Source organism: Streptomyces sp. JNUCC 63, from assembly GCF_054366325.1.
The window spans coordinates 175,393-189,238 of record NZ_CM135963.1 but is presented as its reverse complement, the minus strand read 5'-3'; the positions used below and the strand labels follow the sequence as shown (position 1 = coordinate 189,238).

Annotated in this window: 14 protein-coding genes; 10 read left to right on the top strand and 4 right to left on the bottom strand. The window is 70.9% G+C overall.

Features of this window, described 5'->3' with window-relative positions; translation table 11 throughout:
• The first annotated feature begins 103 nt into the window (after positions 1-103).
• Genes ACX25U_RS00840 through ACX25U_RS00810 form a run of 7 tightly spaced genes read left to right on the top strand, consistent with a single transcriptional unit; the run spans position 104 to position 5,562 of the window.
• Entirely contained in the window at positions 104-406 is a 303-nt protein-coding gene (locus ACX25U_RS00840; protein ID WP_454388107.1) for an urease subunit gamma, read from the top strand.
• 8 nt (positions 407-414) lie between these two features.
• Positions 415-780 carry an urease subunit beta gene (locus tag ACX25U_RS00835; RefSeq protein ID WP_454388105.1) on the top strand — a complete coding sequence of 122 codons (366 nt, stop codon included), beginning with the start codon at positions 415-417 and terminating at the stop codon, positions 778-780.
• Complete coding sequence (locus ACX25U_RS00830) at positions 777-2,516, top strand: urease subunit alpha (protein WP_454388103.1); 1,740 nt, start codon at positions 777-779, stop codon at positions 2,514-2,516. Before ACX25U_RS00835 ends, ACX25U_RS00830 begins: the two co-directional genes overlap by 4 nt.
• A 2-nt stretch (positions 2,517-2,518) precedes the next feature.
• Positions 2,519-3,214, top strand: a complete 696-nt coding sequence (locus ACX25U_RS00825) for an urease accessory protein UreF (RefSeq protein WP_454388101.1) — start codon at positions 2,519-2,521, stop codon at positions 3,212-3,214.
• Positions 3,204-3,920 (top strand): urease accessory protein UreG, encoded by a 717-nt coding sequence (gene ureG / locus ACX25U_RS00820; protein ID WP_454388100.1) that lies wholly within the window; start codon positions 3,204-3,206, stop codon positions 3,918-3,920. Before ACX25U_RS00825 ends, ureG begins: the two co-directional genes overlap by 11 nt.
• Entirely contained in the window at positions 3,917-4,693 is a 777-nt protein-coding gene (locus tag ACX25U_RS00815) for an urease accessory protein UreD (RefSeq protein ID WP_454388098.1), read from the top strand. The genes ureG and ACX25U_RS00815 overlap by 4 nt, the downstream gene beginning before the upstream one ends.
• Entirely contained in the window at positions 4,690-5,562 is an 873-nt protein-coding gene (locus ACX25U_RS00810; protein WP_454388096.1) for an urea transporter, read from the top strand. The genes ACX25U_RS00815 and ACX25U_RS00810 overlap by 4 nt, the downstream gene beginning before the upstream one ends.
• Before the next feature lie 705 nt (positions 5,563-6,267).
• On the opposite strand, the gene ACX25U_RS00805 is transcribed toward ACX25U_RS00810, so the two are convergent.
• Positions 6,268-6,357: an urease subunit gamma gene (locus ACX25U_RS00805; RefSeq protein ID WP_454388094.1), complete on the bottom strand. Its 90-nt coding sequence runs from the start codon at positions 6,355-6,357 to the stop codon at positions 6,268-6,270.
• 208 nt (positions 6,358-6,565) lie between these two features.
• Between ACX25U_RS00805 and ACX25U_RS00800 the strand changes: the two genes are divergently transcribed.
• Both ACX25U_RS00800 and ACX25U_RS00795 read left to right on the top strand, forming a co-directional pair.
• Entirely contained in the window at positions 6,566-7,549 is a 984-nt protein-coding gene (locus tag ACX25U_RS00800; RefSeq protein ID WP_454388092.1) for an ion transporter, read from the top strand.
• A 540-nt stretch (positions 7,550-8,089) separates the two neighbouring features.
• The gene (locus ACX25U_RS00795; RefSeq protein WP_454388090.1) at positions 8,090-8,974 is read left to right on the top strand and encodes a serine hydrolase; all 885 of its coding nucleotides are present in this window, start codon (positions 8,090-8,092) and stop codon (positions 8,972-8,974) included.
• Positions 8,975-8,994: 20 nt separating this feature from the next.
• On the opposite strand, the gene ACX25U_RS00790 is transcribed toward ACX25U_RS00795, so the two are convergent.
• Genes ACX25U_RS00790 through ACX25U_RS00780 form a run of 3 tightly spaced genes read right to left on the bottom strand, consistent with a single transcriptional unit; the run spans position 8,995 to position 10,981 of the window.
• Positions 8,995-9,810 (bottom strand): ABC transporter permease, encoded by an 816-nt coding sequence (locus ACX25U_RS00790; RefSeq protein ID WP_454388088.1) that lies wholly within the window; start codon positions 9,808-9,810, stop codon positions 8,995-8,997.
• Positions 9,807-10,751, bottom strand: coding sequence for an ABC transporter ATP-binding protein (locus tag ACX25U_RS00785; protein ID WP_454388086.1), 945 nt, complete (start codon positions 10,749-10,751; stop codon positions 9,807-9,809). Before ACX25U_RS00785 ends, ACX25U_RS00790 begins: the two co-directional genes overlap by 4 nt.
• A gap of 11 nt (positions 10,752-10,762) precedes the next feature.
• Positions 10,763-10,981 carry a hypothetical protein gene (locus ACX25U_RS00780; RefSeq protein WP_454388084.1) on the bottom strand — a complete coding sequence of 73 codons (219 nt, stop codon included), beginning with the start codon at positions 10,979-10,981 and terminating at the stop codon, positions 10,763-10,765.
• 482 nt (positions 10,982-11,463) lie between these two features.
• Here ACX25U_RS00780 and ACX25U_RS00775 point away from each other — a divergent pair, with 482 nt between their 5' ends.
• A complete protein-coding gene (locus ACX25U_RS00775; protein ID WP_454388082.1) occupies positions 11,464-13,518 on the top strand; it encodes a SpoIIE family protein phosphatase in 2,055 nt (684 codons plus the stop codon).
• Positions 13,519-13,846 lie beyond the last annotated feature (328 nt).

Below are 13,846 nucleotides of genomic sequence, written 5' to 3'. Positions count from 1 at the left end.
CGAGAATGCCTCCTGATCATGCTGCCGCACCGGGAAACTCCAAGGTCACCGACAGAACCAAGCTCAGGTTGCGGTTATCTCTCGCGGTACTAGAAAGGAAGGCATGCATCTGTCACCGCAGGAGCAGGACAAGCTTCTGATTTACGTTGCCGCCCAACTGGCCCGCAGTCGGCTGGAGCGGGGGGTGCGGCTGAATTACCCGGAAGCGATCGCGCTGATCACCGACCACGTCGTCGAGGGAGCTCGTGATGGGCGCAGCGTGTCCGAGCTGATGTCCAGTGGCCGCCACGTTCTCGAACGTGAGCAAGTCATGGAAGGTGTCCCGGAGATGATCGACGACGTACAGGTCGAGGTGACCTTCCCGGATGGCACCAAGCTGGTCACCGTCCACTCGCCGGTCACCTAGGAGGGCCCGTGCTACCAGGAGAAATCATTCCCGCGGACGAAGCCGTGCCGTTGAACCCCGGACGTGCCCGCACGCGGATCCGGGTGGTCAATCACGCGGACCGGCCGGTGCAGATCGGTTCGCACTACCACTTCGCCGCCACCAATCCTGAGCTGGAGTTCGACCGCCAGGCCGCGTGGGGGCGTCGACTGGACATTCCGGCCGGTACCGCCGTGCGCTTCGAGCCCGGCGTCGAGCGGGAGGTGACGTTGGTCCCCATCGCCGGGCTCCGCAGGATCCGGGGGCTGCGCCTGGAATGGGCCGGTGACCTGGACAGCCGGGATTACCAACCGACCGAATTCGCCTATGGAAGCAAGGGGGAAGGGCACCGATGACCTCGGACGAGAACACGCCGCATATTGACCGTGCACGCTACATCGAGTTGTTCGGTCCCACTACAGGTGACCGAGTGCGCCTGGCCGACACCGACCTGTTCATCGAGGTCACCGAGGATCGCAGCCTGGGGCCGCACGGTTCCGGCGACGAGTCCGTGTTCGGCGGCGGCAAGGTGGTCCGCGAGTCGATGGGGCAGTCGATGGCGATCCGCGCCGAGGGCACGCCGGACGTGGTCATCACCGGTGCTGTGATCCTGGACCACTGGGGGGTGGTCAAGGCCGACGTCGGCATCCGCGACGGACGCATCGTCGGCATCGGCAAGGCAGGGAACCCGAACGCTGCCGACGGTATCGATCCGGCGCTGGTGATCGGTCCGTCGACGGAGGTCATCCGGGGAAACGGTCGGATCCTCACCGCCGGGGCGATCGACTGCCACGTTCACTTCATCGATCCGCAGTCGATCAACGTCGCGCTGGCTTCGGGAACGACGACATTGATCGGTGGCGGTACCGGGCCGGCAGAGGGGTCCAGGGCGACCACGGTGACGCCGGGCGACTGGAACCTCGGGCGTATGCTGCAGGCCCTCGACGGCGTCCCGATGAACATCCTGCTGCTAGGCAAGGGCAACACCATGCGCGGCGAGGCACTGGCCGAGCAGCTGCGCGGGGGTGCCGGGGGTCTGAAGCTGCACGAGGACTGGGGATGCACCCCCGCGGTGATCGACAACGCCTTGCGCATCGCCGAGGAAACCGGTGTGCAGATCGCGCTCCACGCCGACACCCTCAACGAGTCCGGCTTCCTCGAGTCCACCCTGGAGGCCATCAACGGCCGGTCGATCAACGCGTACCACGCCGAGGGCGCCGGCGGAGGGCACGCACCGGACATCATCCGGGTCGCCTCCGAGCCGTACATCCTTCCGTCGTCGACGAACCCGACCCTCCCGCACACCGTGAACACGATCGACGAGCACCTCGACATGCTCATGGTGTGCCATCACCTGCACCCGTCGATTCCCGAAGACCTGGCCTTCGCCGAAAGCCGTATCCGGCCGACCACGATCGCCGCCGAGGACGTGCTGCACGACATGGGCGCGATCTCCATGGTCAGTTCCGACGCGCAGGCCATGGGGCGCATCGGCGAGGTCGTCACGCGCACCTGGCAGACCGCACACGTCATGAAACGGCATCGGGGTTCGCTGCCGGGCGACGACCGCGCGGACAACATGCGCGCCCGCCGGTACGTCGCCAAATACACGATCAACCCGGCGATCACGCACGGCATCCAGGACGCGGTCGGTTCGGTCGAAGTCGGCAAGATCGCCGACCTGGTGCTGTGGGAACCGAAGTTCTTCGGCGTCAAGGCCCGCATGGTCCTCAAGGGCGGGTTCGCCGCGCGGGCCGCGCTGGGCGATGCCAACGCCTCGATCCCCACACCGCAGCCGGTGTTCTCGCGTCCCGTGTTCGGGTCGCACGTGAAGGCGGCCGCGGCGAGCAGCGTGCACTTCGTCGCCCCGACAGCGCTGGACGCCGAGCTCCCCGAACGGCTGCGTCTGGGCCGTAGGGTCGTCGGTGTCACCAACACCCGCTCGACCACCAAGGCCGACCTGCCGCTCAACGACGCCACCCCGGACATCCGGGTGGACCCGGACAGTTTCGCGGTGCACATCGACGGGGAACTCGTCGAACCGGATCCGGTCTCGGAGTTGCCGATGGCGCAACGCTACTTCCTGTTCTGACGATGTCGTACTCGCTGGCTGTGCTGACCCTTGCCGACGCTCGTTTCCCGGGCGGTGGCCACGTGCACTCGGGTGGGGTGGAGGAAGCTGTCCACCGAGGTCTGGTCACCGGCCCCGGAGACCTGCGGGAGTTCCTGTTCGGACGGCTGCGGAGCGCGGGTTGCCTGGCCGCGGTGTTCGCCGCCGCCGCCGCTCACGCGGCCGACGCGGGAGTCGACGGCCGGCATTGGCAACGGCTGGACTCCGAGATCGACGCGCGCACGCCGTCCCCCGCGCAGCGAGAGGCGTCTCGAGCGCAGGGGCGCGGGACCGCGCGCGCCGGCCGTGTCGCTTGGCCCTCGGCGGCGCTTGACGCGTTGCTGGCGGTGTCCACGAGACCGCACCACCCGGTTGTCATCGGCGCTCTGCTGGGGGGCGCGCATGCGGGCACATCGCGGGAGGCCGCCGCTGTGGCGGCGTACCTGTCGATCAGCGGCCCCGCTTCGGCCGCTGTGCGGCTGCTGGGGCTCGATCCCTTCGCCGCGAACGCTGCCGTGGCCGCACTCGGGCCGGATCTCGAACGCATCACCGAGTACGCCGCTTCCGTGGCCGGACACGACCCGGCCGCTCTCCCCGCGGTGGGCGCTCCCGCGCTCGATCTGCTGGCGCAGGCCCACCAACGACACCATCGAGACGAGGTGCGACTCTTTGCCAGCTGACCACAACCACCAGCACGACCACCGGCACGACCACGACCACCGGCACCCGGTGAGCTTCGATCCGACCGCGCCGGAACCAGACCCCTTCGGCCCTGCGCCCGCCGTAGGACGCCCGCTTCGCATCGGGCTGGGCGGTCCGGTCGGAAGCGGGAAAACCGCACTGGCCGCCGCCCTGTGCCGCTCCCTCGGTGCCGATGTCGAGCTCGCTGTGGTGACCAACGACATCTACACGACCGAGGACGCGGACTTCCTGCGGCGCGCCGGTGTCCTTGACCCGGACCGGATCGAGGCCGTGCAGACCGGGGCCTGCCCGCACACCGCGATCCGCGACGACATCACGGCCAACCTCGACGCCGTCGAACGCCTGGAGCAGCGCCACCCTGGTCTGCAACTGATCCTGATCGAAAGCGGCGGCGACAACCTGACGGCAGTGTTCAGCCGCGGGCTGGCCGACGTCCAGATCTTCGTCGTGGACGTCGCCGGAGGTGACAAGGTGCCCCGCAAGGGCGGCCCCGGCGTGACCACGGCCGACCTGCTGGTCATCAACAAGATCGACCTGGCTGAGCGGGTCGGTGCGGACATGGCGGTCATGACCGCTGACGCGCACCGAATGCGCGGCGAGCTTCCAGTGATCACCCAATCGCTGACCGACACCCCCGAAGCGCCCGAGGTGACGGCCTGGGTGCGAAAACAGCTGGCGCGATGAAGGCCCGCGCGCACCTGACCGTGGAGCTCGACTCGCGGGGCCGCAGCGTCGTCCGGGAGCTGTCCTCGGCCGCGCCGCTGACCCTGATGCCCCGGCGCGGGGCCGTCCGACCCGCCGCGGGACCGACGGATCGGGCGGTGGTGCACCTGGTCAACTCGGCGACGTCCCCACTCGGCGGAGACGAGCTGGACCTGCGGGTGCGGGTCGGACCGGGCGCGCGCCTGCTGCTGCGCGGTGTCGCCGCCACACTGGTGCTGCCCGGACACCGCCGGGGCAGGAGCCGCAGCACCGTGCACGTCGAGGTCGCCGAGGGCGGCACCCTCGAATACCTGCCGGAACACACCGTGGTGACCGCCCGCGCCGAGCACGAGGCCGAGTTCCGTGCGGAGCTGGCGGAGGATGCGCTCGTGCGCTGCCGCGAGGTACTGGTGCTCGGGCGCAGCAATGAGCGTCCCGGTTCGCTGCGAACCAGCACGCACGTCACGCGCGGGGAAATACCGCTGGTGCGGCAGACGCTCGTACTCGGAAACCCCCGCCTGGAGGCCAGTGCCGGCTATCTCGCCGGGGCGCGGGTCGTGGCCACCGAATCCGTGGTCTGGAAAAACGACCCGGTGGCGCCGACGAGCGGCGAGTGGTGGTCGTTGACTCCGCTGGCCGCCGGCGGGGCGACGGCCACCGTCCTGGCTCCCGACGCGGTGACCGCGCAGTACCGGCTGACCGAAGCCCTTCGGACGCACCCGGACGGGAAGGAGCTCACGGAGGAGCATTGGTGAGCACGAAGACACCCCCACCGGAACATCGCAACGCCCTCGGCCCCGAAGCATTGCGGGGGCTCCCTCGCGGAGTCGCGCAGGTCTACCTGCAGAACAACACGCTCACCGGCGTGCTGTTTCTGGTGGGGCTGTTCATCTCCGGCCCGGTCGCCGGGATGAGCGCACTGCTCGGAAGCGCGGTGGGGATCGCCACCGCCGTGCTGTTGCGGGTACCGGCCGAGCGGATCGGACAGGGACTCTACGGCTTCAATGCCGTCCTGGTCGCCCTGGGAGCCGCCGGCTCGTTCCGTCCACTGTGGCTCACCGCACTCGTCGCTCTCGGGGGCGCGGTGACAGCCACGCTGCTCACGCACGTCGCCCAGTACTTTCTGCGCGTACCGGCCTACACCGCGCCCTTCGTGTTCACCTACTGGATACTGGAGTACCTGCATGAGTCCAGGCACTGGCCTTCGGCACCACCGTCCCACCGCTTTCTCGGACTGGGCATTTTCGCCAGCGGGGCCGAGGTCTTCCTCGTGACAGGTCTGCTGCCGGGCCTGTTCATCCTCGCCGGACTCGCGGTTTCACGGTGGACCCTGGCCGTGGGAGCTTTCGCAGCCGCACTGGTGACGTACGGAATCGTGCAGGGACTTCCGCTGTTCCCGCCCAACGAGATCACCGCCGGTGTCTACGGCTTCAACGCCGTGCTCGTCACGGTGGGCATGCTCAGCACCGGCAGAGGATGGCGAGCATGCGTCCTCGCCGTTCCCGCCGTGCTGCTGTTGCAGGCCGGGATCGAAGCGGTTGGACTCACTCCGGCCACGTTTCCTTTCGTGCTGGCGATGTGGTGTGCCGATCTCTGGCGTGCCCGCTCGACGCACGAGGAGTAACCGAGCGCAAGCCGGCTTGGTGATGCCGTAGTCGCTGGTGGCGTGCACGCGCGCCGCGGAAATCCGGCTCTTCGCTCCTTCCCGGGCGTGATGCGGCCGCGTCGACGGCCTCGGCCTGATACGGGCGGAGAGAAGAAGACGCAGTCACGGTCGCCGAGTCTCCCACTCCGGCATCCCGGAGGATCTGCCGCGGGCTGCGCCTGCTACCGGACCGCGCGGACTGCCTCGCGACAGGCGCAGGCGCAGCCGACGGCATCCGCCGCCCCGGCCTGCGGGTGGGAAAATCCTCAATCCGCACTTGATCCACATCGGCGGGGTATGGGGGCGGCCGGATCGCTGCGTCGGCCAACTGTGCATGCTGGTCGGAGAAGGCACCGGTGACGCTGTCGGCGTCACACCCGGCATGATCCGCCGAGATGTTGAACAGGCCCACCACCGGGGGCGTCATCCTGCCCCCGTACGCTGCGCTCGCCGATGCCGTGCGCGGAGTCGGCGTGCGGTGCGGGACAGGGGCGCTGCGCTGTGCCGGCGGGTGGGTGGCTCGCCAGGTGCCTCGTCGGTGGGTCGGGGCGGCGGCGCACGGCCGTCTGCGCGCCGGCCGGCTCCGCCCCGGATCCTCTTTTGCCCGTCGGCGGTGCCACGGGCGCCCACCGCGGCGTCTGCGTCCCGCGGCGATCAGCGGCGCGGCCTCCGGCAGGTTCAGCTTCAGCCCCGCTCCCGGCGCTCCTGGGCGAGTCTGGCCGCCGTGTAGATCATCAGACGTTCGCGTTCCGGCAGACTCAGCAGCATTGCCACCTCCACGCTTTGTGCACCGGGCCCTGAGCACCCCGCTCCGGAAGAAAGCGTGCAAAACGGCCATTCGGCCCCAATCGAGAAGGCCGGGCGGTCGGCGCGATCTACAGTGCTGTAGAAATCTCTGGTGGGGGACAAGCCCTCAACGAGCCCGTCCTTCCAGCCCGGTTGGCCGGGCCCGCCACCGTATGAGAAGGAGCAAGGGCAGCAGATGCCGGAGCAGCACGATCACACCCCCGACATCGCGTCCCGGTCCTTGCGCGGAGAGCTGGCACGCCGATGCCGGGCCGTCACCGAGGCCCGCTGGTTCGCCCTCGCCGTCTTCGCCGTGATCCTGCTCAACGCCGCGCTGCTGGGCCTGGAGACGTATTCCGGCCTGGCGGCGCAGTGGCGCCAAGGGTTACGGCTGGCCGAACAGGCCTGCCTGGCCGCGTTCACCGTCGAGATCCTGATGCGGATGGCCGCGTACGCCGACCGCCCCCGCGACTTCCTCAAGGACCCCTGGAACACGTTCGACCTGATCGTGGTCCTGAGCGCCTTCCTGCCCGTCGTACGCGAGAACGCCACGGTGCTGCGGCTGTTGCGGCTGGCGCGCGTGCTGCGCACCGCACGCTTCCTGCCGCAGGTGCGCATCGTGCTGGGCGCCGTCGTCCGCAGCCTGCCCGGCACCCTGAGTTTCCTCCTGGTCGGCGCCCTGCTGCTGTACGTGTACGCCATGGTCGGCTGGGTCTTCTTCGGCCGCCACGACCCCGAGCACTACGGCTCCATCGGCCGCGCCGTCCTGACCCTCTTCCTGCTGATGACCCTGGACGGCATCGGCGACGCGGTGCACAGCGGCCTGGAGGTGTCGCGCTGGAGCCTGCTCTACTACGCCTCCTACGTCCTGCTGGCCTCCTTCGTCCTCGTCAACGTCCTCATCGGCGTCGTCATCACCTCCCTGGACGAGGCCCGGGAGATGGAGAGGGACGAGCCGGCCGAACGGGCCGCCCCCACCCCCTCCGCGGACGACCGGCAACGCCTCCTGGAGCGGATCACGGCGGCCCGCAACGCCCTGGACGAACTCGAACGCGACCTCGCCCAGGCAGCGCCACCGCGGGCCGGACAGGCGGCACTTGTCGTCCCGGCGACGGTTGTGGGCCGCCCGGCGTCCGGCGCCGCCCGCGGACGGCAACGGCCCTCCAGGCGGCGCCGATAGGGGACAGTGGGGGCCCGCGCCGCCGTATGTGAGAAAACCCACCTTGCTGCGGCTGTCGGCCGGCGTCCTGGCCCGGCCGCCGGAGTCGCCACCCCGGGCGGCCGTCCGTTGCGGGAGCCGGACCGCAGGGCGGTGGCCCGGCGCGTGGCCGCCGTCGAGCAACACATGGGAAATCAGGTCGAGTTGACGGTGCCGGACGTCGTACGGCCGGGCCGTGCCCCGCACCGCCGCGCCTGGCCGCCGCCCTTCCCGTCACCGGCATCGTCGCCCTGCACCAGGGATGTGTGGTCGCCTGCGGCACCCCGCACACGGTGCTGACCGAGGATCATCGCCGAGGACTACGGCGTCCGTGTCACCGTCTCGCGCCCACTGACGCCGTCGTGGCTCCGCGGTCGCGCCGGTCGTCCGGGCTATGGCTCTTCTCACAATTCGGGTCGAAAGCCGCCCATAGTGACGGCCGCCACGTCAACGGGCGCGCATTTTGTCTATCTTCGCCATTTGGTTCCCCTTTGTCGACCTTTTCTCGAGGCCTGCCTGCCCATGTCGTATTCGCCTTCCCTGTCGCCCTCCAAGACCGCCGCCAAGAGCCGTGTCCGGCGTGCCGGTGCCTGCGCCGGTGTGCTTCTGGCCTCGGTGACGGCCCTGTTCTCCGCCGGCGCGCTGCACGCGGCACCCGCGGTCGCCGCGCCGTCGCAGCAGGCCCCGGTCACCGCCGCGGTCCAGCCCCAGTCCAAGGCACGGGTGACGGCGGCGGTGCTCAGCCTCGACGGCGCGAGCCGCGAGCCGGTGCTGTACGGCCAGGACGCCCCGTACGACACCGCGAGCATCATCAAGGTCGACATCCTCGCGGCGCTGCTGCTGCAGGCGCAGGACGCCGGCCGGCAGCTCACCGCCCAGGAACGCGCGCTCGCCGAACCGATGATCCGCAACAGCGACAACGCGGCGACGAACGTGCTGTGGCGGAAGATCGGCCAGGCACCGGGCCTGGAGGCGGCCAACAAGCGCCTGGGACTCACCTCGACGAAGGGCGGCCCCGGCGGGAAGTGGGGGCTGACACAGACGACGGCGAGCGACCAGATACGGCTGCTGCGGGCCGTGTTCGACCCGGCCGGGGCGACGAAGGCCCACTCCTCGGCGCTGAACGCCCAGTCCCGCTCCTACATCGCATCGTTGATGAGCCGCGTCGCGAAGGACCAGGCGTGGGGGATCTCGGCGGCCCCCCACACCGAGTGGGCGCTGAAGAACGGCTGGCTGCAGCGCACCACGTCCGGACTCTGGGACGTCAACAGCGTCGGACGGGTCACCGTGGACGGGCACCACTACCTCGTCGCCGTCCTGTCGGACGGCAGCGCGTCGATGAGCGACGGCGTCACCCTGGTGGAGCGGGCGGCACGCCAGGCGGTGACGGCGGCCGCCCGGCACTGACCACGCGGCGGCGGGTGCCGTCAGGCGTCCCGCCGCCTGAGCGCGGTCGCCGCCCCGGCCAGCGCCAGCAGCGCGTACAGGCAGAACAGCGCGAACCCGGTCCACGGCGCCAGCGTGTACGGCTGCTGCTGGACGTGGACCAAGCCCTGCCCCGCCGTGCTCGGCAGGTACTTGTCGACCGCCTCGAACCACGACGACGGCAGTGCCTGGGCGAGCACCGGCAGCACCAGGAGCACACCGAACAGGGTGGCGATGCCGCCGGCGGTGTTGCGGATCAGCGCCCCGAGCGCCACCCCGATCAGGGCCACGCCCGTCAGGTACAGACCGGCGCCCAGCACCGCACGCGGCACGCCCGGAGCGCCGAGCGAGGTCTGCAGATGGTGGCCCGACAGCGCGGCCTGCCCCACCAGGAAGGCGACCAGCGAGGCGACCGTCATCAGAGCCCACGCCACGGCGGCGTACACCAGCGCCTTGGCCCACAGCACGGGCAGGCGGCGCGGCACCGCGGACAGCGTGGCGCGGATCATGCCGGTGGCGTACTCGCCGCTGACCACCAGCACCCCCAGCACCCCGACGGCCAGCTGCGCCAGGAAGAAGCCGCGCAGGCTCACCAGCGTCGGATCGAAGGCCAGCCGCTCCTGCGGCGGCAGTCGCGACCAGCGGACCGCGGTGAAGTAGCTGAACAGGAAGCCGAGACCGATCATCGCGGCGACCGCGGCGAGCAGCGTGAACAGCGTCGACCTGAGCGACCGCAGCTTGATCCACTCCGAGCGGATCACCCGCAGCTGCGTGACCTTGCCCCGCTCCGCCTCGGGAATCACCGTTGCCGTTGTCATGCCGTACGCCCCTCGCCGCCCGCGCCGACGAGCTGCGCCGCCGGTGCCTGGTACTCCACGGCGTCCCGGGTCAGCTCCATGAACGCCTCCTCCAGCGACGCCTGCTGCGGCGTCAGTTCGGCCAGTGCCACGCCGTTGTCGGCCGCGATCCGCCCGATCCGCTCACTGCTGAGCCCGGTCACCAGCAGCACGCCGGCCTCCTGCGCGGTGATGGTCACGTCCGGGCCGGCCAGCAGACCGCGCAGCTTCTCCGCCTGGTCCGTGCGCACCCGTACCAGATCCCCGGCGGCCCGCGCGGTGAACTCCGCCACCGATGTGTCCGCGATCAGCCGGCCGCGCCCGATGACGATCAGATGCTCGGCGGTCAGCGCCATCTCGGACATCAGATGCGAGGACACCAGGACCGTACGCCCCTCGGCGGCCAGTGCCTTGAGCAGGTTCCGGATCCACAGGATGCCCTCGGGGTCGAGGCCGTTGACCGGCTCGTCGAGGATCACCGTCGCCGGGTCGCCCAGCAGCGCGACGGCGATGCCGAGCCGCTGTCCCATGCCCAGCGAGAAGCCGCCGACCCGCTTCCTCGCCACCGCGCGCAGGCCCACGAGATCGATCACCTCGTTCACCCGGCGCGCGGAGATCCCGTGGGTCGCGGCGAGCGCCAGCAGGTGGTGGTACGCGCTGCGCCCGGTGTGGACGGCACGCGCCTCCAGCATCACCCCCACCTCGTGCAGCGGCGCCCGGTGCTCGGCGTAGCTCCTGCCGTTGACCACGGCCCGGCCCGAGGTGGGCGCGTCCAGCCCGAGGAGCATCCGCATCGTGGTGGACTTGCCGGCCCCGTTCGGTCCGAGGAACCCGGTCACCGTACCGGGACGCACCGTGAAGCTGAGATCTTCCACGGCGATGCGCTCGCCGTAGCGTTTCGTGAGGGAATGGGCCTCGATCATGAAGTGTCCTCTCACTTCTCGAGGAGCTTCTTCGCGACCCTTGCCGCCGCTTCGCTCTCGGCCGCGGCAGGGGACAGCTCGCTCAGTGTGTCGAGGTCGGTGTCCTGCCGCAGCTCCGTCTCCCAGGCCGCGGCGAGCCTTTCCTGCTCCTCGCGCGGCAGCCCCTGGACGTGTTCCCGGTGGTGCGGGTCGAGGGCGGCCAGGAACCGCTCGACGGTGTCGATGGGCATGTCCTTCTCCTTGATCACGGGGTGCCGATCCGGTGCGGGCGGTGCGCGGCGCGTGATCGGCACCTGTACGCCGAGGCCGGCAAGCCGTGCCTCCCTCGTGGTCCACACAGTCGCCCGGCGGCCGACGGCGACATCGAGGTCACCTCTCCGCACCCTGTAACACTTCGCCGTCGACCGCCACTTGGGGACCGGGCACCCTGCCGCCCAGGCGGTGATCGCCGGATGGGCCGAACGGGGGAATGACGCGCCTGCGCGTCATGCCGGCGCCGCGACGGGCGTCGTCATGCCGACCGCGGTCACGGGGGAGGACGCGAGGGACCGGTTCGGCGTCCCGCGCATGTGACGACACCCTCACCGGCCGGGCGGCGCGGCGGGCCGCCCGCGGGCACCGCCGGTCCGCGATGCTGCCGACCTTGCCCGCGTGAGGGACCATGGTTAGAAGCGGGTAGGAACCGGTGGCGACGCGAGAGGAGGCGTCGGCGGTGAGGCCTGGCGAAGCCTTCCGGCGGAGCGCCGGGTACGAGGGTCCGGCTCCGTCGGGCGGCCTGCTGGACCTGCTCAGCGTCTCCGCGGTGGTCCTGGACGCGCGCGGGCGCGTGGTGTTCTGGAGCCCGCAGGCGCAGCAGATCTTCGGCTACAGCGCCCACGAGGCCCTGGGCCGGTACGCGGCCAGGCTGATGGTCGACGAGCGGCACCGGGAGCTGGTCACAGAGCTGTTCGCCCGGGTGATGGCCGAGGGCACGGGCTGGGCGGGGGCCTTCCCCATCCGGCACAAGGACGGCAGCACCCGTCTGGTGGAGTTCCGCAACGTACGGCTGGAGGGCGAGGACGGAGACTTCTACGCCCTGGGCATCGCCGTCGACCACGCCGTCCTCAAGCGCGCGGAGCGCGACCTGGCGCTCACCTCGCACCTGTTCGCACAGTCCCCGGTCGGACTGGGGATCGTGGACACCGACCTGCGGTACCTGGTGGTCAATCCCGCTCTGGAGCGCATCAACGGCCGGCCGGCGCACCGGCATGTCGGCCGGTCCGTCCACGAGGTGCTGGACTTCATGGATCCCGCTCCGGTCGAGGACGCGTTGCGCCTCGTCCTGGACAGCGGCGAGCCGCTGCTGGACCAGTTCGCCGTGGCGCCCACCCCCGCCGACCCGGGAGGTCGCGACCACGCCTGGTCGGTCTCCTACATCCGGCTCGATGACAGCGCCGGGCAGGTGCTCGGAGCCGCCGTCGAACTCGTGGACGTCACCGAGCAGCACCGCGCGTCCGCGGAGGCCGCCGCGGCACGGCGACGCCTGGCCCTGATCGCCGACGCATCGGCACGCATCGGCACCACCCTCGACCTGGAGACCACCGCCGACGAACTGACCGAGAGCTGCGTGCCGGAGCTGGCCGACCTCGCCGTCGTCGACCTGCTGGACGCCGTACTGCGGGGCAGCGACCGGAACTGGGCACCCAGTGGTCCGGCCGCCGTCCGCACACTGGCGCTCGCCGCCCACGGCGTGCCGGCCCTCTCCGTCCCCGCCGGGCACCTCGCCCGATACGACCCCGACCACCTGGTCACCCAGTGCATGACCACCGGCCGGCCGGCCCTCGCCCCGCACCTCACCGGCGAGGACCTGGCCCGCGTCGCCCCGGCGCACGCCGTCGCCGTCCTCGCCCGGGCCGGAACACACTCCTGCCTGGCCGTCCCGCTCATCTCGCGCGGCCACGTGCTGGGCGCCCTGGGCCTCGCGCGCGGCCGCAACCCGGCGCCGTTCACCGACGACGACGCCGTGCTGGCCCTCGAACTCGCCTCCCGCGCGGCCGTCAGCATCGACCATGCCCGCTACTACCAGAACCAGCGCCAGGCCGCCGAGAACCTCCAGCGCAGCCTCCTGCCCCAGAAGCCCCCGTACCGCCCGGGCGTGGACACCGCCTGTCGCTACCAGCCCGCCGCGTCCATCCCCGGCATCGGCGGCGACTGGTACGACGTCATACCCCTGCCCCACGACAGGACGGCCCTGGTCATCGGAGACGTCATGGGCAGCGGCACCGGCGCGGCCACCACCATGGGCCAGCTGCGCATGGCGACCCGCACCCTGGCCGCGCTCGACATGGACCCCGCCGAGCTCCTGCACCACCTCGACCGCATCATCGGCGACCTGGAGCAGCAGTTCGCCACCTGCACCTATGCCGTGTACGACCCGCACCGCGCCTGCTGCCGCATCGCCGCCGCCGGCCACCTGCCGCCGGTACTGCTCCCCGCCGGCGGCGCCCCGGAGTTCCTCGACGTCCCCACCGGCGTGCCCCTGGGCGTGGGCCACGTCCACTCCCAGACCGTCCAGCTGCGGGTCGAGCCCGGAGACGGCCTCCTGCTCTACACCGACGGCCTCGTCGAAACCCGCAGCCATCCTCTGGACGCGCAGCTCGACCTTCTCCTACGGCTCCTCTCCGGCCCCCCGCGCCCCCTGGAGGAGACCTGCGACCACCTCCTGCACGCGTTGCGCCACCCCGACGAACCCGACGACGTCGCCCTCCTCATGGCCCGCATGCGGTGAGCGCCGCCCTTGTCCGGTCCTGAAGGATTCTCGTGTCCGACAGACCTGCCCGGCACTGAGACTCACCAGTTGAACCAAGACGTGAACCAATCGCTGAAGGCGTGATGTCGGACCGGCCCGCGCCACGCATCCCGCCCCCGCACTCCCCGCGATCACCCACGACGGCATCGTCGGCCGCGCGGCCTGCAAGGTCGCCGACTCGGTGAACGCACGCTGCGCGCGGGTGGTGCACCACGACGCGGTGGCCGCGCGGGAGCGGGCCCGGGCGGCGGGTGAGGCGTTCCCCACCGCGGCGGTGCTGTCGCGGACACTGGTCACAGAGGCCGAG